23 protein-coding genes are annotated in these 19,182 nt (G+C 71.0%); 12 read left to right on the forward strand and 11 right to left on the reverse strand.

The annotated features are described in order from the left end of the window. The first annotated feature begins 8 nt into the window (after positions 1 to 8). Positions 9 to 290 (forward strand): hypothetical protein, encoded by a 282-nt coding sequence (locus tag FED44_RS00240; RefSeq protein WP_138459359.1) that lies wholly within the window; start codon positions 9 to 11, stop codon positions 288 to 290. A 50-nt stretch (positions 291 to 340) separates the two neighbouring features. Here the strand turns inward: FED44_RS00240 and FED44_RS00245 are convergent, their stop codons facing one another. Next, positions 341 to 1,330, reverse strand: coding sequence for a zinc-binding dehydrogenase (locus FED44_RS00245; protein ID WP_138459360.1), 990 nt, complete (start codon positions 1,328 to 1,330; stop codon positions 341 to 343). Between the two features lie 168 nt (positions 1,331 to 1,498). Between FED44_RS00245 and FED44_RS00250 the strand changes: the two genes are divergently transcribed. The 3 genes from FED44_RS00250 (at position 1,499) to FED44_RS00260 (ending at position 3,949) form a co-directional block, all read left to right on the forward strand. Then, positions 1,499 to 2,314 (forward strand): SAM-dependent methyltransferase, encoded by an 816-nt coding sequence (locus FED44_RS00250; protein ID WP_244301638.1) that lies wholly within the window; start codon positions 1,499 to 1,501, stop codon positions 2,312 to 2,314. Between the two features lie 100 nt (positions 2,315 to 2,414). Beyond that, the gene (locus FED44_RS00255) at positions 2,415 to 2,690 is read left to right on the forward strand and encodes an isoamylase early set domain-containing protein (RefSeq protein ID WP_111697340.1); all 276 of its coding nucleotides are present in this window, start codon (positions 2,415 to 2,417) and stop codon (positions 2,688 to 2,690) included. A 77-nt stretch (positions 2,691 to 2,767) separates the two neighbouring features. Next, complete coding sequence (locus tag FED44_RS00260) at positions 2,768 to 3,949, forward strand: zinc-dependent alcohol dehydrogenase (protein WP_111697341.1); 1,182 nt, start codon at positions 2,768 to 2,770, stop codon at positions 3,947 to 3,949. On the opposite strand, the gene FED44_RS00265 is transcribed toward FED44_RS00260, so the two are convergent. The 6 genes from FED44_RS00265 to glnII form a co-directional block, all read right to left on the reverse strand. After that, positions 3,939 to 4,766, reverse strand: a complete 828-nt coding sequence (locus FED44_RS00265; RefSeq protein ID WP_111697342.1) for a metal ABC transporter permease — start codon at positions 4,764 to 4,766, stop codon at positions 3,939 to 3,941. The genes FED44_RS00260 and FED44_RS00265 overlap by 11 nt on opposite strands. Then, positions 4,763 to 5,662, reverse strand: coding sequence for a metal ABC transporter permease (locus FED44_RS00270; protein WP_111697343.1), 900 nt, complete (start codon positions 5,660 to 5,662; stop codon positions 4,763 to 4,765). Before FED44_RS00270 ends, FED44_RS00265 begins: the two co-directional genes overlap by 4 nt. Before the next feature lie 13 nt (positions 5,663 to 5,675). After that, positions 5,676 to 6,437, reverse strand: coding sequence for a metal ABC transporter ATP-binding protein (locus FED44_RS00275; RefSeq protein ID WP_111697344.1), 762 nt, complete (start codon positions 6,435 to 6,437; stop codon positions 5,676 to 5,678). Next, complete coding sequence (locus tag FED44_RS00280) at positions 6,434 to 7,375, reverse strand: metal ABC transporter substrate-binding protein (RefSeq protein ID WP_138459361.1); 942 nt, start codon at positions 7,373 to 7,375, stop codon at positions 6,434 to 6,436. The genes FED44_RS00275 and FED44_RS00280 overlap by 4 nt, the downstream gene beginning before the upstream one ends. A 315-nt stretch (positions 7,376 to 7,690) precedes the next feature. Beyond that, entirely contained in the window at positions 7,691 to 8,797 is a 1,107-nt protein-coding gene (locus tag FED44_RS00285) for a glycerophosphodiester phosphodiesterase (RefSeq protein ID WP_244301639.1), read from the reverse strand. A 120-nt stretch (positions 8,798 to 8,917) separates the two neighbouring features. Next, positions 8,918 to 9,931 (reverse strand): glutamine synthetase, encoded by a 1,014-nt coding sequence (glnII, locus tag FED44_RS00290; protein ID WP_138459362.1) that lies wholly within the window; start codon positions 9,929 to 9,931, stop codon positions 8,918 to 8,920. Positions 9,932 to 10,153: 222 nt separating this feature from the next. Between glnII and FED44_RS00295 the strand changes: the two genes are divergently transcribed. Continuing rightward, positions 10,154 to 10,726: a hypothetical protein gene (locus FED44_RS00295; protein ID WP_138459363.1), complete on the forward strand. Its 573-nt coding sequence runs from the start codon at positions 10,154 to 10,156 to the stop codon at positions 10,724 to 10,726. A gap of 48 nt (positions 10,727 to 10,774) precedes the next feature. On the opposite strand, the gene FED44_RS00300 is transcribed toward FED44_RS00295, so the two are convergent. Next, positions 10,775 to 11,563 carry a DUF72 domain-containing protein gene (locus tag FED44_RS00300; protein WP_138459364.1) on the reverse strand — a complete coding sequence of 263 codons (789 nt, stop codon included), beginning with the start codon at positions 11,561 to 11,563 and terminating at the stop codon, positions 10,775 to 10,777. A gap of 88 nt (positions 11,564 to 11,651) precedes the next feature. Between FED44_RS00300 and FED44_RS00305 the strand changes: the two genes are divergently transcribed. The 5 genes from FED44_RS00305 (at position 11,652) to FED44_RS00325 (ending at position 16,641) form a co-directional block, all read left to right on the forward strand. Further along, positions 11,652 to 12,197: a type 1 glutamine amidotransferase domain-containing protein gene (locus FED44_RS00305; RefSeq protein WP_111697350.1), complete on the forward strand. Its 546-nt coding sequence runs from the start codon at positions 11,652 to 11,654 to the stop codon at positions 12,195 to 12,197. A 91-nt stretch (positions 12,198 to 12,288) separates the two neighbouring features. Beyond that, positions 12,289 to 13,167 (forward strand): sugar kinase, encoded by an 879-nt coding sequence (locus tag FED44_RS00310; protein WP_138459365.1) that lies wholly within the window; start codon positions 12,289 to 12,291, stop codon positions 13,165 to 13,167. 61 nt (positions 13,168 to 13,228) lie between these two features. Beyond that, on the forward strand, positions 13,229 to 14,035 hold the full coding sequence (locus FED44_RS00315) for an SAM-dependent methyltransferase (protein WP_138459366.1): 807 nt from the start codon (positions 13,229 to 13,231) through the stop codon (positions 14,033 to 14,035). Between the two features lie 102 nt (positions 14,036 to 14,137). Further along, complete coding sequence (locus tag FED44_RS00320; protein ID WP_138459367.1) at positions 14,138 to 15,055, forward strand: phosphotransferase; 918 nt, start codon at positions 14,138 to 14,140, stop codon at positions 15,053 to 15,055. Positions 15,056 to 15,066: 11 nt separating this feature from the next. Beyond that, positions 15,067 to 16,641, forward strand: coding sequence for an amino acid permease (locus FED44_RS00325; protein WP_111697354.1), 1,575 nt, complete (start codon positions 15,067 to 15,069; stop codon positions 16,639 to 16,641). A gap of 53 nt (positions 16,642 to 16,694) precedes the next feature. On the opposite strand, the gene FED44_RS00330 is transcribed toward FED44_RS00325, so the two are convergent. After that, on the reverse strand, positions 16,695 to 17,159 hold the full coding sequence (locus tag FED44_RS00330) for a tetratricopeptide repeat protein (protein WP_111697355.1): 465 nt from the start codon (positions 17,157 to 17,159) through the stop codon (positions 16,695 to 16,697). Between the two features lie 61 nt (positions 17,160 to 17,220). On the opposite strand from FED44_RS00330, the gene FED44_RS00335 reads away from it, so the two are divergent. Further along, positions 17,221 to 17,433 carry a YciI family protein gene (locus FED44_RS00335; RefSeq protein ID WP_244301640.1) on the forward strand — a complete coding sequence of 71 codons (213 nt, stop codon included), beginning with the start codon at positions 17,221 to 17,223 and terminating at the stop codon, positions 17,431 to 17,433. Between the two features lie 62 nt (positions 17,434 to 17,495). Here FED44_RS00335 and lipB read toward each other — a convergent pair whose 3' ends face one another. After that, a complete protein-coding gene (lipB, locus tag FED44_RS00340) occupies positions 17,496 to 18,131 on the reverse strand; it encodes a lipoyl(octanoyl) transferase LipB (protein WP_244301641.1) in 636 nt (211 codons plus the stop codon). A 72-nt stretch (positions 18,132 to 18,203) separates the two neighbouring features. Then, positions 18,204 to 18,419, reverse strand: a complete 216-nt coding sequence (locus FED44_RS00345) for a PspC domain-containing protein (protein ID WP_111697358.1) — start codon at positions 18,417 to 18,419, stop codon at positions 18,204 to 18,206. 172 nt (positions 18,420 to 18,591) lie between these two features. Here FED44_RS00345 and FED44_RS00350 point away from each other — a divergent pair, with 172 nt between their 5' ends. Further along, entirely contained in the window at positions 18,592 to 19,170 is a 579-nt protein-coding gene (locus FED44_RS00350; RefSeq protein ID WP_111697359.1) for an LURP-one-related family protein, read from the forward strand. Positions 19,171 to 19,182: the final 12 nt, after the last annotated feature.

Consider the following 19,182-nt stretch of genomic DNA (forward strand, 5'->3'; position numbering starts at 1 on the left):
TGTCGAGCATGTCGAGCGAGTCGTCCACGGAAGCGGCGTTACCGGAGGCCTGGCAGGCGTTCGTCACCAAGCCCGGCGAGGACACCGCCAAGGCGGTGGCCGAGGAGCTGGGAGAGGACGCGAACCCCGGAGTGCTCGGGCCCATACGGCTCATGGCCAAGACCCTGGCCCAGCGCTCCGCGAACGAGCGCAGCGCGATGTCCCGGCTCATCGCCGCACAGCTCATGGGCGACGTCGCTTCGAAGGAAGCAGCACGGTTGCGCGGTCTCATCGACAGCGCCACCAAGTGACGGCGGCGAAGCCTTCGCCTGATCGTCGCCCGCGTGAGCGCACGGCGCTTTCAGGGGACCAGGACCACCTTTCCGACGGTGGCGCGGGTCTCCAGCGCCGTGTGCGCGGCGGCGGCGTCCTTGAGCGGGAAGCTCTGCACCAGCGGCGTCAGCGCGCCCGACGCGGCGGCGGCGAGCGCCCGCTCCTCCAGGCCCCGCAGGCCGCCCGGCCGCTTCAGCACCCGCGGGCCGACGGCCACCGCCGCGGTGATCCCCCGCGCGTACAGGTCCTCGGTGGTCAGCCTGGTCGGCCCGCCCGCCGCGTCGGCCCAGCCGAACAGCACGAGCCTGCCGCCGACGCCGAGCAGTTCCAGGGTCTGCCTGCCGAGGTCCCCGCCGACGCCGTCCAGCGCCAGCGTCACCTCCTGGTCGCCGAGGGCGGCCCGGACCGCCTCGGGCCAGCCGGGGGCGGTGTAGTCCACGGCGTGGGCGGCGCCCAGGCCGAGCACCCGGTGCGTCTTCGCCGCGCCGCCGGCCAGCCCGACGACGGTGGCGCCGGCCCGCACCGCCGCCTGGACGAGGAGGGCGCCGACGCCGCCCGCCGCCGCCGTCACGAGGACGACGTCGTCCGCCCGGATCTCCGCCACGTCGAGGATCCCCATGGTGGTCCGGCCGGTGCCGATCATCGCCACCGCCTCGCCGAAGCCCAGGCCGTCCGGGATCTCGTGGATCGCGGCCGCGTCCCGTACGGCCAGTTCGGCGTAGCCGCCGGGGGCCATGCCCAGGTGGGCGACCACCCGCCTGCCGACCAGGGCGGGGTCGGTCTCCGGCCCGGCCGCGTCGACGATCCCGGCGACCTCCCGGCCCGGGATCGTCGGCAGGTCGGGCACCGGGATCGGGCCCCCGCCGTACTTCCCGGCCCGCAGCACGGTGTCGACCAGGTGGACCCCGGCCGCCCGTACGGCGACGCGGACCTGGCCGGGACCGGGCTCGGGATCGGCGACCTCCTCGTAGACGAGGTTGCCGGCAGGGCCGAAGGCGTGCAGTCGGACCGCGTACATGCGGCTGTCTCCCCTCCGCGAACAACTGAGCAGGTCCGTTATAGATCGGCCCGAACCCCCGGCGACATCGGACGATGGTCCTAGGCCGTCGGGCGTTGGGTTTTCCCTGGGGCGGCCTTTATGATCGCTGCGAGTCACCTTCGCTACCGCCGGTCAGGGAGACGACACGTGGCCGATGACGCGCCGCCGCCGGGCATCGACGCGAGTGTCCCCAACCCCGCCCGCATGTACGACTACTTCCTCGGCGGGAAGAACAACTACGCGGCCGACCGGGAGGCGGCGGAGCGGGTCCTGCGGGTCGCGCCCGAGGCCCGCATGCTGGCCCGCCGCAACCGCGCCTTCCTGCGCCGCGCCGTACGCCACCTGGTGACCGAGGCCGGCATCCGGCAGTTCGTGGACATCGGCACCGGGCTGCCCGCCCAGGGCGGCGTCCACGAGGTGGCCCACGAACTGGATCCCACCGTGCGGGTGGCGTACGTGGACCACGACCCGGTCGTGCTCGCGCACGCCAGGGCCCTGCTGTCCGGCGCCGGCTCCACCGTCACGGTGCGGGGCGACCTGCGGCGGCCCGAGGAGATCCTCGCCGATCCCGGGCTGCGGTCGCTGATCGACCTGTCGCAGCCGGTCGCGATCCTGCTCGTGGCCGTGGTGCACTTCCTGTCCGAGGCCGACAAGCCGGCCGAGCTCGTGGCCAGGCTGCGGGACGCCGTCGTCCCCGGGAGTCACCTCGTGCTGTCCCACGTCACGGACGAGGAGCGGGGTGGGGCGGCCCGGGAGGGGGCGGCCGTCTACCGGGGTTCGGACGCGGGCGTCACCCTGCGGAGCCGCGACCAGATCCAGGAACTGTTCGACGGCTGCGAAGTCCTCGATCCCGGCCTCGTTCCGCTGGACGACTGGCGGCCCGACGACGAGAATCCGCTTGCCCGGCAGGCCCGGCGCAACCTGCCCACCTGGTTCCTCTGCGGGGTCGGCCGAATTCCCTGAAAAAGCCGTGAATATTGTGTTACGTCCTTCCTGTACTGGTTTCTTCCTTTAGGTGCAATACGCGAAGATATGCGTCATCGCATTGGATGGGAGGAGACGCATGCTGAAGCGCAACAGGCTGTTCGGTCCGAAGACCCGGGTGACCTTCACGCTGCCCGTCGACCAGCCCTTGGGGACGGTCAGCGTGGTCGGCGACTTCAACGACTGGCTGCCCGGCCGCCACGAACTGCTGCGGCGCAGGAACGGCACCCGCACCGTGTCGGTGATCCTCCCGCCCGGCGCGCACCGGTTCCGCTACCTCGCGACGGGCGGCGTGTGGTTCGACGACGAGGGCGCCGACCACGTGGACGAGCAGGGCAGCGTGCTCCACCTCTGACAAGAGTCGTTTCCTCTTCCATAACTCGGGCATACGGGAACGATCGTGACACCCAGGCCCTTCTGGAAGGGGAAACCATGAAGGCACTCACCTGGCACGGCAAGCGCGACGTGCGGGTGGAGGAGGTACCGGACCCGGCGATCAAGGAACCCACCGACGCGATCATCCGGGTCACCACGACCGCCATCTGCGGCTCCGACCTCCACCTGTACGAGGTGCTCGGCCCGTTCATAGGAGAGGGCGACATCCTCGGCCACGAGCCGATGGGGATCGTGGAGGAGGTCGGCGCGGAGGTCACCCACATCGCCCCCGGTGACCGCGTCGTGATCCCGTTCAACATCTCGTGCGGCCACTGCTACATGTGCGACCGGGCGCTGTTCGCCCAGTGCGAGACCACCCAGGTCCGCGAGTACGACACCGGCGCCGCGCTGTTCGGCTACACCAAGCTGTACGGCGAGGTGCCCGGCGGCCAGGCGGAGTATCTCCGCGTGCCGCAGGCCCACTTCGGGCCGATCAAGGTGCCGGAGGGGCCGCCGGACGAGAGGTTCGTCTACCTCTCCGACGTGCTGCCCACCTCCTGGCAGGCGGTCGAGTGGGCGGAGATCCCTGACGGCGGCAGCGTCACGGTCTTCGGCCTCGGCCCGATCGGGCAGATGTCCGCCCGCATCGCCCGCCACCGCGGCTACCGGGTGATCGCCGTGGACCTCGTGCCCGAGCGCCTGGAGATGGCCCGCAGGCACGGCATCGAGGTGATCGACGCGGGCGACACCGACAACGTGCCCGAGGTGGTCCGGTCGATGACCGGCGGCCGGGGCACCGATTCGGCCATCGACGCGGTCGGCATGGAGGCGCACGGCTACACCGTCGGCAAGTTCGCCCAGACGGTCACCGGGATGCTGCCCGACAAGGCGGCCGCCGCCATGATGACCCGCGCCGGCCTCGACCGGCTCGCCGCCCTCCAGGACGCCATCGAGACCGTGCGGCGCGGCGGCACGATCTCCATCAGCGGCGTGTACGGCGGGATGACCGATCCCCTGCCGATGCTGCGGATGTTCGACAAGGGGATCGCGCTGCGGATGGGCCAGGCCCACGTCAAGCGGTGGATCGACGACCTCATGCCGCTCGTGACCGGCGACGGCGACCCGCTGGGGGTCGAGGACCTGGCGACCCATCGCCTGCCGCTCGACCAGGCCCCGCACGGCTACGAGATCTTCCAGAAGAAGGAGGACGGCGCCATCAAGGTCCTGCTCACGCCCTGACCGGCACGGCCCGTCTCGTCCGGCCGCGTACGGCGGTGGCGAGAAAGACCGTCCCGAACACCAGGCCGACGAGCAGGGCGATCGACGCCCCGGTCGCGACGTTCCACACGGTGGAGACCCACACGCCCGCCAGCGCGCAGGCGACCCCGATCGCCGCGGCGATCGGGAACAGCAGCGCGATCCTGTCGCTGAGCAGGCGTGCGGTCGCGGCCGGGCCGACGATCAACGCGACGGCGAGGATCGTCCCCAGGGCGGGCACGGTGGCGACGACGGTCACCTCGACGACCGCCAGCAGGGCGAAGTCGAGCAGCACGGTGGGCAGCCCGAGCGCCGCGGCGCCCACCGGGTCGAAGGCCGCGAGCAGCAGTTCCTTGCCCACCAGGGCCAGCAGGAGCAGCACGCCGGCGGTGACGGCGGCGGTCGCCGCGAGGTCGCCCGTGCTCACCGCGAGGACGTCGCCCACCGTGTACGCCGCGAGGTCGCGGGTGAACCCGTCCTGCGACGACACCAGCACGACCCCCAGGGCGAAGCCGCCCGACAGGGCGATGCCGGTCGCCGTGGTGAAGTCCTGGCCGCGGCCCCGGCTGAAGACCAGCACGGCGGCGACCACCAGCAGCCCGAAGAGTCCCCCGCCGAGATAGAGGTTCACCCCGAGCATGGCCGCGACCACGATGCCCGGGAACGTCGCGTGGGTGAGGGCCATCGTGAAGAACGGCAGCCGCCGGGCGACGACGAACACCCCGGTCACCCCGCCGAGCACGCCGACCAGGACCGCCTCGACGAGGGCCCGGTGAACAGTGGAGTCGAGCCAGCTCACGCCGCCTCCAGGACGTCGAGGTCGTCCGGCGCGGTGCGGCGGCGGGCCCGGCCGAGCCCCGCACGCCGGCGGGCGAACGCGGCGGCGTGGGCCAGGCCGTACAACCCGACCAGGACGAGCACCACGGTCGCCCCGGAGGCGAGCCGGAGGCCGTACCCGATCGACGCCTCGTAGCTCGCGACCAGCCCGAGCCATCCGGCGGCGGCGCCGAGGAGCGCGGCGAGCGGCACGATCACCACGAGCCGTTCCGACAGGCTGCGGGCCGCCGCGGCCGGCACGACCAGCAGCGCGATCACGAGGATCGTGCCGACCGCCTTGACGGCGGCCACGACGACCAGGGCGACCGCGACGTTCACCACGAGGTCGAGCAGGCCGACGCGGACCCCCGCCGCGCGGGCGCCCACGGGATCGAAGGCCCGCAGCAGCAGCGGCCGCCGCAGCACCGCCAGCAGCGCCACGACCAGCACCGTCACGACGGCGGTCTGCGCCAGTTGCTCCTCGGTGACGGTGAGCACCCGGCCGAACAGGAACGCGGTGAGGTCGGAGGTGAACCCCGTCTGCCGCGACACCAGCACGACGCCGGCCGCGAACAGCGTGGTCAGCAGCACGGCGAGCGCGGCGTCCTCGCTCACCCTGCGACGGGCGGTGAGCAGCGTGAGCAGGACCGCGGTGACGACCCCGGCGGCGAGCGCGCCCCAGAAGACGCCGCCGTCACCCGCCATGAGATGGCCGATGACCACCCCGGGGAAGACGGTGTGCGTCAGGGTGTCGCTGACGAAGGCCAGGCGGCGCAGCAGCACCAGCACGCCGACGGTGCCCGCGAGCGCGCCGAGGACGACCAGCTCGGCCAGCGCCCGCGCCATGAACGGAAGCTGGAACGGCTCGAAGAAGATCATGATCGCGCCACCCTCACGTCTGGGTCACGATCACGCGGTCGCCGCGCAGTTCGAGCGCGTGCCCGCCGTACGTCGCGCGCAGCCGCTCGGGCGTCAGCACGTCGCCGGTCGGGCCGAAGCCGAACTGGTGCCGGTTGAGCAGGCACACCTCGTCGCACGCCAAGTGTGCGATGGCGAGGTCGTGGGTGCTGACGACGACCGAGGCGCCCTGCTCCTTGAGCGAGCCGATCGCCTCCAGCAGCGCGTGCTGGCTGACCGCGTCGACGCCGTTGAACGGCTCGTCGAGCAGCAGCATCCGGGGTCCGGCGGCGATGGCCCGGGCCAGCAGCACCCGCTGGCGCTGCCCGCCCGACAGCGTGCCGAACCGGTCGCGGGCCCGCGCGGCCAGCCCGACCCGCTCCAGGGCCCCGGCCACCTCGGCCCGGTCGGCGGCGGACGGACGGCGCAGCCAGCCGATCCGGCGGTAACGGCCCATCATCACCACCTGCTCGACCGACACCGGGAAGTCGGGGTCGAGCGTGTCGGCCTGCGGCACGTACGCGACGTCGCGGCGGGCCTGCGCCGGGGTCGTGCCCAGCACCTCGATCCGGCCGCGTACGACCGGAACCAGCCCGAGCAACGCCTTGATCAGCGTCGACTTGCCCGCGCCGTTCGGGCCGATCAGCGCCACGGCCTCGCCCTCGTGGACGACGCCGTCCAGTTCCTCCAGCACGGGGACGTCGCCGTAGGCCACGCTCGCCCGGTCGATCACCAGGGTCGGCGCGCGCTCACTCATGTGGACGTCCCCCTCAACGCGTTGACGATGGTGTCGGTATTGTGCTCCTCCATCTGGAGATAGGTCGCACCGGCCGACCCCTCGGGGCCGAGCGAGTCGCCGTACAACGCGTCCTCGCCCGCCACGACCGTCACCCCGGCCTCGCGGCCGATCGCCTCGGCGGTCTTGGGCGGCAGCGACGCCTCCGAGAAGATCGCGACCGTCCCGGTCGCCCTGATCTCGGCGACGAGATCGGACACCTGCTTGGCCGACAGTTCGGCGGAGGTGTCGAAGCTCGGGATGATCGACCCGACGAAGGTCAGCTTGTAACGGTCGAGGTAGTAGCCGAAGGCGTCGTGGTTCGTCACCAGCTTGCGCCGGTCGGCCGGGATCGAGCCGATCTTCCTGGCGATCTCGGCGTCGAGCGCGTCCAGCTTCGCGTCGTATTCCGCCAGGTTGGCCTGGTACGCCGCGGCGTCAGCCGGGTCGGCGGCGGCGAACGCCTTGCCGATCGTCGCGGCCATCGTCTTGACGTTCAGCGGGTTGTGCCAGATGTGCGGATCGCCCGCGCCCTCCTCGCCGTCGCCCCCGCGAACCGGCACACCCTGCGAGGCGTCGACCACCCGGCCGTCGAAGCCGGCGGCCCGGACCGTGTCGTCGAGCCACTTCTCCAGGCCCACGCCGTTCTTCACGAGCACGTCGGCCTCCGCGATGGCCTGCATGTCGGCGGGCGACGGCTCGTAGTCGTGCGGATCGACGTTCGGCCGGAGCAGCTGGTGGACGGTGACCCGGTCACCGCCCAGGTTGCGGGCGAAGTCCGCGACCTGGGTGGTGGTCGCGACCACCTTCAGCGGCAGCGACGGGTCGTCGGGGGTCTCAGGCTCCGCGCCGCCGCACCCCGCGGCGAACAGGACGAGCAGCGCGGCGGACGACAGGGTTCGGGCGAACGGCGAGAGCACGAGAGATCCTCAAGTCGGCGTATCAGGGGAGGCATCCCACTCAACTGTCCCGCAAATGAAAATCATTGTCAACTTAGGACATCTAGGCCGTGTTTCCCGCTCACCATCGGGGCGCTCACGTCCGCCATCTTCCTTCGTCGCTCGTTCCTCGCTCCTCAGTCCAGACCGGCGGCGCGCCCCTCCGGATCGCTCGGTGTTTCCCGCTCACCATCGGGGCGCTCACGTCCGCCATCTTCCTTCGTCGCTCGTTCCTCGCTCCTCAGTCCAGACCGGCGGCGCGCCCCTCCGGATCGCTCGGTGTTTCCCGCTGGACGTCTAGCGGCGGGTGCGGGCGGCGAGGACGGCGCGGGCCGTGCCGGGGTTGTCGGCGAAGACGCCGTCGACGCCGAGGTCGAGCAGGCGCGACAGCCAGCCCGTCACGTCGCCGGTCGTCCGCGCGTACGCCGGGTTCGCCGGGTCCCCGAGCCGGAAGTCGGCCGGAAGCTGGGAGTTCTCGTCGCGGACCGTCCACACGTGCACGTCCAGGCCCGCCCGGTGGGCGTCGCGCACGAGCGTCGTCGGCGCGAGCAGGCGCCCGTCGGGGCCCGTGGGGACGACGCGTGAGGTCGCCGCGCCGATCCCGTCGGCGTACGTCGCGATCTCCTTGAGACCGGCGGGCGTCACCATCCCGTCGTAGGTCAGCGGGTCACCCGCCGCCACCCGGTCGTACGGCGCGCCGGACCCGTTGACCAGCTGGATCAGCGGCAGGCGGGTCTTTCCGCTCAGCTCGCGCAGGTTGGCCGTCTCGAACGACTGGATGAACACCGGGTCGCGCCGGTCACGCCAGCCGTACCGGCCGAGCACCTCCAGCAGCGGCTCCTCCAGCGACAGCCCGATGGAGTCGAAGTAGGAGGGGTGCTTGGTCTCCGGGTACACGCCCACGCCGCGCCGCCGCGCCAGCTCCACGACCTCGTCGAAGGTCGGGATCTGGGCCAGGCCGTCCAGGGCCGCGTTGTCCGGGCGCAGGTCGGGGATGCGCTCGGTGGCCCGCAGCGTACGCAGTTCGGCCAGCGTGAAGTCCTCGGTGAACCAGCCGGTGACCGGCACGCCGTCGATGGTCTTGGTGGTCCGGCGGGCGGCGAACTCGGGATGGTTCTCCACGTCGGTGGTCCCCGAGATCTCGTTCTCGTGCCGGGCCACCAGGACGTGATCCTTGGTGGAGACGAGGTCGGGCTCGATGTAGTCGGCTCCGAGCGCGATGGCCGTCTCGTACGACAGCAGCGTGTGCTCGGGCCGCAGGGCGCTGGCGCCCCGGTGCCCGATGACGACGGGCTGACGCTCCCGTCCGGCGGCGGCGGGTTCCGGCTGGTGTGACACAGCGGCCACCGTACCGGCGGCGAGGACGGACAGGACGACGACGGCGGATCTGCGGATCATGGTCATGTCCGGGACGCTAGGCGGGTCAGGCGTACCGGACGTGACCTTCGCGTGCCTTCCCCGGAAAACGCGTACGGCCCCCGGGTGACCCGGGAGCCGTACGGAAAGACGCGGTGAGACGCCGGATCAGACCTGGCCGGCCTTCTCCAGGGCCGAGCAGCAGGTGTCGGTGATCAGACGGGTGACCAGGTAGGGGTCGACGTTGGCGTTGGGGCGCCGGTCCTCGATGTACCCGCACTTGTCGACCTCGACCTGCCACGGGATGCGGACCGAGGCGCCGCGGTCGGAGACGCCGTAGCTGAACTTGTCCCACGGAGCGGTCTCGTGGTGGCCGGTCAGGCGGTCCTCGATGCCGTGGCCGTAGTGCTTGACGTGCTCCACCGCGTTGTCGGCCAGCGCCTCGCAGGCGGTGATGATCGGCTCGTAGCCCTCACGCATGGCCTTGGTGGAGAAGTTGGTGTGCGCGCCGGCGCCGTTCCAGTCGCCCTTGACCGGCTTGGGGTCGAGCGTCGCGGCGACGTCGAACTCCTCGGCGGTGCGGTAGAGCAGCCAGCGGGCGACCCACATGTGGTCGCCGACCTCCAGCGGACCCCCCGGGCCCACCTGGAACTCCCACTGGCCGGGCATGACCTCGGCGTTGATGCCGGAGATCTTCAGGCCGGCGGCGAGGCAGCGGTCGAGGTGCAGCTCGACGATGTCGCGGCCGAAGACCTCGTCGGCGCCGACGCCGCAGTAGTAGCCGCCCTGCGGGGCCGGGAAGCCGCCCAGCGGGAAGCCGAGCGGGCGGCCCTCCTTGAAGAAGGTGTACTCCTGCTCGATGCCGAACCACGGCTCCTGCTCGGCGAACCGCTCGTCCACCTCGGCGAGCGCGGCGCGGGTGTTGGTGGCGTGCGGGGTCATGTCGGTGTGCAGGACCTCGCACATGACCAGAACGTGGTCGCCGCCGCGGATCGGGTCCGGGCAGACGAAGACGGGCTTGAGCACCAGGTCGGAGGAGTGACCGGTGGCCTGGTTGGTGCTGGACCCGTCGAAGCCCCACAGCCCCGGCTCGGCGCCGTCGGCGAGGACCTTCGTCTTGGAACGGAGCTTCGCGGTCGGCTCCGTGCCGTCGATCCAGATGTACTCGGCCTTGTAGGTCACGTCGATCCCTTTCGAAGCGAGGCGGCCTGGCGTTCGTCCGCCACGCTTGAGAGTGCCGTTCTGGCATTTCGTAACCTTTGCCCGTTTGTAACCAGGGTGTTAACGCGTGTTCTTTGCTTGACAAACCGCTGCCCCGTTGTGACCGGGAGCACATGATCCGCGCCTTTGGGGGCAGACGGAGTGCGTCCACGAATCGCAAACCGCACCAGGGAGTGACGGCAGATGGTCTTACTGGGCCTGCTTCTGGTCCTGATCGCGGCGGCTGCGGTGATCGAGGTGTCGGTCAACGACACCGCGAACACGATGCCGATCACGGTGCTGGACCGCACCTTCAACCTCAGCCCGTTCGAGTTCTTCATCGCCGGCGTGGTGACCGCCGCCGTGTTCGTCGTCGGCCTGATGCTCATCACCGGCGGCCTGCGCCGCGGGGCCGTCAAGCGCCGCAAGGTGCGCGAAGCGCGCCTCGCCGAGCGGGACCGCGTATCCCGCCTGGAGGCCGAGAAGCGCGAGCTGGAGCGCCGTCTCCAGTCGTCGCCGGCGACCACCCCCGCCACCGAGACTGAGGCCGAGGCCGAGGCCGAACGGGACGGCGTGGCTCCGGTCACCGCGGCCTACCCCAAGGTCGATCGGGACCGGGACGGCGTCGACGACAGGGCCGAGGCCGGGAACGAGGCCAGGGCCGAGAACCGGACCGAGCGGGACACCACACCGCACCGCTTCTCCGTGCCCCGGCAGTCGTCGCCGGACCAGCTGGTCGCGGGTGGCCGGCACGCGGCCGACGACCGGCGCGCCTGACCGGCGTGTCCGGGCGGCGGCGGCCCGCCCCCTCAGCGGGAGACACACCTATGAGGGGGCGGGTTGCAGCCGGTGGGCCTCGCCGCCCAGACCCGCGGGAGGCCGCACCCTGGTCACCTCCCGCCCCCGCGCGCACACGATCTCCGCGAAGGTGACGGCGTTGCGTACGGCGGCTCCGCCCGGGTCGTTGTTGAAGTAGACGTAGGCGTCCGGCACGTCGCCCAGCCGGTCGGCCCAGCTGCGCAGCGCGCGCCGCCCGTACGCCGGCCAGGGGTCGGCCCGGCCCTCGTGGAAGCGCAGGTAGACCCAGCTCGTGGTGCGCCACAGGGGCCCCGCCGGCCGTCCGAGCCGGTCGGCCCAGCACAGGGCGGCCCCGAACTCCGTCAGCAGATCGCGGATCTCGGCCGTCCACCACGAGGCGTGCCGCGGCTCGACCGCGACCCGCACCGAGGACGGGAACCGGGCCAGGCAGGCCCGCAGCCGTACGGCGTCGGCCTGCAGGGTCGGCGGCAACTGGAGCAGGATGGGCCCCAGCTTGGGGCCGAGGCCCTCGGCCACGCCCATCAGCCGGTCCACCGGCTCCTCCGGGTCCTTCAGCCGCTTGATGTGGGTGAGGAAGCGGCTGGCCTTGACCGCCATGACGAAGTCCGGCGGGGTACGCTCCCGCCACGACTCGAACGTCTCCCGCTTCGGCAGCCGGTAGAAGGCGTTGTTGTTCTCGACCGTGGCGAAGATCTCGCCGTACCTCTCCAGCCACAGCCGCTGCGGCACTCCCCCGTAGACGAGGTCGCGCCAGTCGGCGTACTGCCATCCCGATGTCCCCACCAGCACGGGCATGTCCGCTTCCTACCCCGCGAACGGCATAGATCGCGGATCGCCGGGCACGCGTCGTCAAGACGGAGCAAAATACCTGAGAGGAAGCACGATGATTCAGGGCAAGACGATCGCATTCCTCGTCGCCCCCGAGGGGATCGAGCAGGTCGAGCTCACCGAGCCGTGGAAGGCCGTCGAGCAGGCGGGCGGCACGCCGAAACTGGTCTCCACCCAGCAGGGCCGGGTGCAGGCCTTCAACCACCTCGACAAGGCCGACACGTTCCCCGTCGACGCCGTGGCGGGAGACGTCGCCGCGTCGGACTTCGACGGGCTGGTCCTCCCCGGCGGAGTCGCCAACCCCGACTTCCTGCGGACGAAGCCGGAGGCCGTACGGTTCGTCAAGGAGTTCTTCGACGCGGGCAAGCCGGTCGCGGCAATCTGTCACGCGCCGTGGACGCTGGTGGAGGCCGACGTGGTGCGCGAGCGCACGCTCACCTCGTGGCCGAGCCTGCGGACCGACCTGAGCAACGCCGGGGCGACCTGGGTGGACAAGGAGGTCGTGGTCTGCACCGGAGGCCCGAACACGCTGGTGACCAGCCGCAAGCCGGACGACCTCAAGGCGTTCTGCCAGGCCGCCGTGGACGCGTTCGGCGGCTGAGCCCCCGCGCGGCGCGGGATCGTTCCAGAGCCCTTTCCGAGCGGATCACGGTCTGCCATGCTTTTCCGGTGCTACCCCCTGGACGCAGTGCATGACCGAGGTATTCACGCTCGGAGAGGCGTTGGCCGTCGTCTCGGCCGACCGGCTCCGGCATGACGCGAGCACCCGCCTCGACGTGGAGGGACCCGAGCTGACGACGGCGGTCGGCCTGGCCCGGCTCGACCACTCGGTGAGCTGGCTGGGCCGGGTCAGCGCCGACGAACTGGGCGTCCGCACGATGACCGTCCTGCGCGGCGAGGGCGTGGACGTCTCGTCCGTACGGGTCGATCCGACGGCGTCCACCGGTCTCGTCGTACGCCAGCGGCGCATCGGCCGGTCGTCGCACGCGGCGTACTACCGCGGCGGCTCGGCGGGATCCCACCTGACGACCGGGGACGTGCCAGGCGAGGCCGTCCAGTCCGCCCGGATCCTCCACGTCACCGGCGTCACCGTCGGGCTGAGCGGCTACGCCTACAGCGCCGTCCACCACGCGGCGAAGCTCGCCAAGGACGCCGGCGTGCTCGTCTCCGTCGACGTCAACCACCGCCCGCACCTGTGGGACAGCGTGGAGGAGGCGCGGCAGGGCCTGACCGAGCTGGCCGCCTGCGCCGACGTGCTCTTCGCGACCCAGGACGAGCTCGGGCTCGTGGAACCGGCGCTCGCGTCGATCCCCGAACTGGTCGTGACCCGGGGCGCCAAGGGCGCCAGCGCCACCGTGGAGGGCCTGCGTTACGACACCCAGGCCGCCCCCGTGACGTCCGTCGACCCCGCCGAGGTCGGCGGCGCGTTCGTGGCGGGCTATCTCAGCGCGATCCTCGACGGGCTCCACCCCTCGGACCGGCTCAAACGCGGCATCTCGGTGGCCGCCTTCTCCGTGGCCAGCCCTAGCTCGTGGCAGGGCCTCCCCACCCGCGGCGAGCTTCCGCCATAAGTGTCCGCGATATCCCGATCAAGCCCGGTACCATCCTTGCTGTACGACGAGGAGGGGTGCCGTGGACGAGCAGAGGGCACCGGCGGGCGTTGATCCGTTCGCACCCAGCGTCGCCCGGATGTACGACTACTACCTGGGCGGCAAGGACAACTTCGCGGTGGACCGCGAGGCCGCCCAGAAGATCATCGAGATCCTGCCCAACCTTCCGGACATCGCCCGGGAGAACCGGCAGTTCCTGATCCGGACCGTCACCCACCTCGCGCGGCAGGGCATCCGGCAGTTCCTCGACATCGGCGCCGGGCTTCCCACGCAGCGCAACGTCCACCAGGTCGCCCAGGAACTGGCCCCGGAGTCGCGCGTCGTCTACGTGGACAACGACCCCATCGTCCTGGTCCACGCCCGGGCGCTCCTCGCCGAGAACGAGCGGGTGATCGCGGTCGGCGCGGACATGCGCGACGCCGAGGCGCTTATGACCCTTCCGGAGGTCCGCGCGCACCTCGACTTCTCCCAGCCGGTCGCCGTCCTCCTGCTCGGGGTGCTGCACTTCGTCCCCGACGACGAGGAGGCCCTGAAGATCGTCACAGCGCTCCGGGCCCCGCTGGCGCCTGGCGGCTACCTGGTGGTCTCGCACGGCTCGCTCGGCGAACTGAGCGAGGACCAGGAGGAGGAGGGCCGCAAGGTCTTCAGCCGCACCTCCGTACCCGGCACCACCTCCCGGTCGCGGGAGCAGATCCTCGCCTTCTTCGACGGACTCGACCTCGTCGAGCCGGGAGTGGTGCCGCTCCAGGAGTGGCGGCCCGACGCCGACTACGTCTCCGTACGGGAGGGCAAGGCCGGCGCGCTCGGCGGCGTCGGCCGCGTGCGCTGACCCTCGTCAGGGACGCGGGACGTTGCGACATTGGTACCGTCCCGTAACACCCCGCCCGGAGAATCGAAGCAATGGTCTGAAGGCAGACCAAAGGAGCCGGGCATGCTAGATCCCGTCGGTGACGTGCGGGATGTCGTCGCGGGCTGGGCCGGACGGCCGCTGACGTTCACCAGGATCACGGGCGGGCTCAGCCACCACGTCGCCAGGATCGACAGCGCGGACGGCGAGCGCTGGATCCTGCGGGTGCTCGACCCGCGCATCACCGAGGCCGGTCTCGGCATCCCGCTGGACCAGGAGATCGCCAACACGGTCGCCGCGGCGGCGGCCGGAGTCGGCCCCCGGGTCGTGCACGTGCTGCCGGGGGCCCTCGTGCTGGAGTACGTCGAGGGCGTCACGCTCGACGTCCCGGCCGTGGCGGCGCGGATCGAGGAGGTGGCGGCCGCCTGCCGCCGCCTGCACGCCGGGCCCCGGTTCGGCAACGACTTCTCCATCTTCCGCACGCTCCGGGACTATCTGGCCCGGTGCCGGGCCCACGACCTGGCCCTGCCCGCCGGGTTCGAGGACGTGCTGCCTCTGGCGTACGAGATCGAGGCGGCGCTGGCCCGCCGCCCGCTGCCGTCCGTCCCCTGCCACAACGACCTGATCTGCGGCAACCTCATCGCCACCGGTGACGGCGTCCGCATCGTGGACTACCAGCTGTCGGGCAACAACGACCCCTGCTTCGAGCTGGGCGACATCGCCGCCGAGGCCGGTTTCGACCCCGGCCAGGTCGTACGGCTGACGCGGGCCTACTTCGGCGACGACGAGCACGTCCCCCGCGTGCGGCTGAACCTGATCATGGCCAACCTCACCTGGACCCTCTGGTTCGTCGTCCACCAGGGGCTGGTCCGCTCCGGGGCCATGCCCGGATTCGACTACTCCGCCGAGGCCGCCGGCAAGTTCGCCCAAGCCGTACGCGACCTCGGGGATCCCAGCTTCGGACGCCTGCTCGACGGCGTCCGGAAACCCCGCACCGGTTAGAGGAGGCCTCAGTGGCGCAAGCCCTCGACGACGACGCCAAACGACTGGCGGAACTCGGCTACAAGCAGGAACTGGCCCGCACGTGGAGCGGGTTCTCCAACTTCGCGATCTCCTTCTCCATCATCTCGATCCTGGCCGGCTGTTTCACCACCTTCAGCCAGGCCTGGAACAACGGCGGGCCCCTGGCGATCTCCGTCGGCTGGCCGCTGATCTCGGCGTTCATCCTGATCATCGGGTTCTGCATGGCGGAGCTGGTCTCCGCCTACCCCACGGCGGGCGGCATCTACTGGTGGGCCGCCAAGCTGGGCAGACCGGTCCACGGCTGGTTCACCGGCTGGCTGAACCTGATCGGGCTGATCGCGGTCACGGCGTCCGTCGACTACGGCTGCGCGACGTTCCTCAACATCGTGGTCGGCCGGTTCAGCGACTCCTGGGCGAACGGCAACGCGCTGCACCAGACCTTCCTGCTGTTCGCGATCGTCCTGGTGCTGCACGCGCTGATCAACATCTTCAGCCACCGGCTGATCTCGCTGCTGCAGAACATCTCGGTGTGGTGGCACGTGTTCGGCGCGGCGGCCGTCGTGCTGATCCTGGTCTTCGGCCCGTCGAAGCACCAGAGCGTGGGCTTCCTGTTCGAGACGTTCAACCACTCCGGCTTCGGCGGCGGCGACTCCGGGCCCGCCTTCTGGCTGTACGTGCTGCCGCTGGGCTTCCTGCTCACGCAGTACACGATCACCGGCTTCGACGCCTGCGCGCACGTGTCGGAGGAGACGCACGGCGCGGCCCGCGCCGCGGCCAAGGGCCTCTGGCAGTCGATCTTCTACTCGGCGATCGGCGGCTGGATCCTGCTGCTGGCGTTCCTGTTCGCCGCCACGAACGTGGACGCCGTCAACGCCGAGGGCGGCTTCGTCGGGGCCATCTTCACCTCGTCGCTGTCGTCCACCCTCGCCACCGTCGTCTTCGGCATCTCCACCATCGGGCAGTTCTTCTGCGGGATGAGCTGCGTGACGTCGATGTCCCGGATGACGTACGCGTTCTCCCGCGACGGCGCGGTGCCGGGCTGGCGGCTGTGGTCGAAGGTGGACCGCAACCGCACGCCGGTGAACGCGATCATCGGCGGCTGCGCCGTCGCGCTGCTGATCACGCTGCCCGCGTTGTACGCCCCCGAGGGCACCGCGACGCCGGTGGCGTTCCTGGCGGTGGTGTCCATCGCGGTCATCGGGCTCTACCTCGCGTTCCTCATCCCGATCTGGCTGCGGCTGCGCGCCGGCGACTCCTTCCAGACCGGCCCGTGGACGCTGGGCCGCAAGTACCGGGCACTCTGCTGGATCGCCGTCATCGAGATCGCGATCATCTCGGTCTACTTCGTCCTGCCCATCTCACCCGCGGGCGTGCCCGGCGACCCCGGCTTCACCTGGACATCGGTCAACTACGCCCCCATCGCCGTGGGCGCCGTGCTCATCGGCATCGCCCTGTGGTGGCGCCTGTCGGCCAGGCACTGGTTCACCGGCCCCCGCCGCACCGTCGACACCGTGGACGGCATGGACGGTGTCGGCGGCGTGGACGAACCCGAGCCCGTCGCGTAACCCGGCGGACCCCTCCGTACGGCCCGCCCGGGGGCGGGCCGTACGGGACGTGGTCAGGTGGGCTCACCCAGCTGTTCGGCCAGTCGCTCCAGACCGCCCCTGATGAGCCGCCCATACCCGTCCTCGCCAAGCGCGCCGATCTCCGCCCGCGCCTGCCGGAGGTGCTCACGGGCGCGGTCGAGATCGCCCAGCTTGCGGTAACAATCGGCCAGGTTCAGGTGCAGCGACGGATACAGGCCCGCCACCGAGAGCGGCACCCCGGCTTCGGCCACCCGCTCGTCGGTGACGAGATCGGCGGCGGCGAGCGCCCGCAGATCCCACATCAGCTCCTGGTGGACGTCGTCCTGCACGTCGGCCATCGAGTGGGCGAGGACGCAGACATGCAGCGGGTCGCCCTGCTCACCGCCGATGTCATCCCAGATCCGCGCGAACAGGTCGCGAGCGGCTTCACGCTGACCCTGACCGTGATGCAACTCCACCGCCTGGCCGATCCGGGCCATCGTCGGGTCGGCGGCCATGAGCCACTCCTTCACCGTCGCGAACGATCAAGGGCAGCCTACTTGCCCCATCTCGCCCGTTGTGCACGCCGGTAAGCAGGGCCGGGAAGCGCTCGTGGCCGGTGACGGCACGGTGACGGACGGCACCTATCCGGAGACCAAGCGGTTGGACGGCGGATTCACCATCCTGAACCTGCCCTCCCGCGAGGCGGCGCTGGAGTGGGCGAGGAAGATCGCGGCCTCCTGCCGCTGCCCGCAGGAGGTCCGGGAGTTCCAGTACGACCCGCTTTCCTGACGGCGTACGACCACCCCCGCGCCGTCCACGTGTTTCAGGGCCGGCTCAGGAGGACGCGAAGCTCAGGAGGACTCGAAGGCGGTGGCGACGGCTCGGCGGGTCTCCTCCATGGAGGCCCGGCCGAGCTCGTGGGCGATCGACGTCATCTCCACGTCCGGCATCCCGCAGGGGATCGCGAGGTTCCACGGCGTGAGGTCGCCCTCCACGTTGAGGGCGAAGCCGTGGCTCGTGACCGACCGGCTCGCCCGCATGCCGATGGACACGATCTTGCGGCCGGTGTCCCTGGTCCACACGCCGGTCAGCAGCTCCGACCCCGGCGGGGTGTCGCGCCGCTCGGCGGGGACGCCGAGCGCGGCCAGCGCCTCCACCAGGCGCAGCTCGACCTCGCGGATGTAGTCGACCACGCCCTCGCCGGCGCCCAGCTTCACGACGAGGTAGCCCACGAGCTGCCCGGGGCCGTGGTAGGTGAGCTGACCGCCGCGGCCGGTCGGCACCACGGGGATGCCGGCGGCCGGGTCGGGCAGATGGGACTCCAGGGTGCGCTTCCCGATGGTGAAGACCGGCGGATGACTCAGCAGCCACAATGTGTCGGGCCGCGCGTCGTCCTGCCGTTCCTCGACCAGGGCGGCCATGCGTTCCATGGCCTTCTCGTAGTCGACCAGGTCGTCCTGGATCAGCGTCAGGGGCCGTCGCCGCATCATCGCTCACCTCTCCCGATGTGAGCATATTCCGATGTGAGCCATAGACGCGCCCGCGCGGCCCCGCGCCGCCTACCTGCGGTCGTACGAGTAGTCGTAGGCCGCCGTGGACGCGGCCGGGGCCTTGGGGAAGATCACCCACATGATGATGTAGGCCACGAACTGGGGGCCGGGCAGGAGGCAGGACAACAGGAACAACACGCGGATGACGGTCGGCGAGGTGCCCCACCGCTCCGCGAGCCCGCCGCAGACGCCGGCGATCATCTTGTGCTGTCTCGATCGGTACATCGTCGGTTCCTTTCGTCATCCGATACAACGGACCGTTCGACAGGTCACGTTCCGCGAGGAACCCTGATAAAACCCTGACCCTCCCTGATTCGGCGATTCAGGGCTCCGGGCCGGTGATCTTCTCGTGGAAGGGGGCATATACGGAGCCAAAAGACCGTCGTGGGAGTTACACATGGATATAGCGACTCTGCAGGGGCAGACCCGGCTGTACCTGCGGCAGAAGATCACCATGATGGTGAACAGGTACGTCGTCCATGTGGCCGGTCCCGGCGGTTCCGAGGGCGAGCTGGTGGGCTTCGCCGAGCAGAAGCGGATGGCGCTCAAGGAGCAGGTGACGCTCTACACCGACGAGTCGCGGGAGACGGTCCTCGCCGGTTTCAAGGCGCGCAAGGTGCTCGACATCGCCGGGGAGTACGACGTCGTGGACCACGCCGGAACGTCGATCGGCACCTTCCGCAAGAACTTCGGCCAGTCGCTGCTCCGCTCGACCTGGCATCTCCAGCAGCCCGGCCTGCCGACGCTGACCGGCCACGAGCGGAACCTCGTGGTCGCGTTGCTGCGCCGGTTCGCCGACTCGCTGGAGTGGCTGCCCTACCACTTCGACTTCAGCATCGGCGCCTCGATCGCGTTCTCGGTCGACCGCCGCTGGGGTCTGCGCGACCGGTACGCCATCGAGATCCACGACCCGCGCCTCGACCGCCGCCTGGTCATCGCCATGGCCGTGGCCCTCGACGCGCTCCAGGCAAGGTGAGGGAATCACCAG

Origin of the sequence: Microbispora triticiradicis, assembly GCF_005864065.1 — a bacterium.
GTDB classification, from domain to species: Bacteria; Actinomycetota; Actinomycetes; order Streptosporangiales; family Streptosporangiaceae; genus Microbispora; species Microbispora triticiradicis.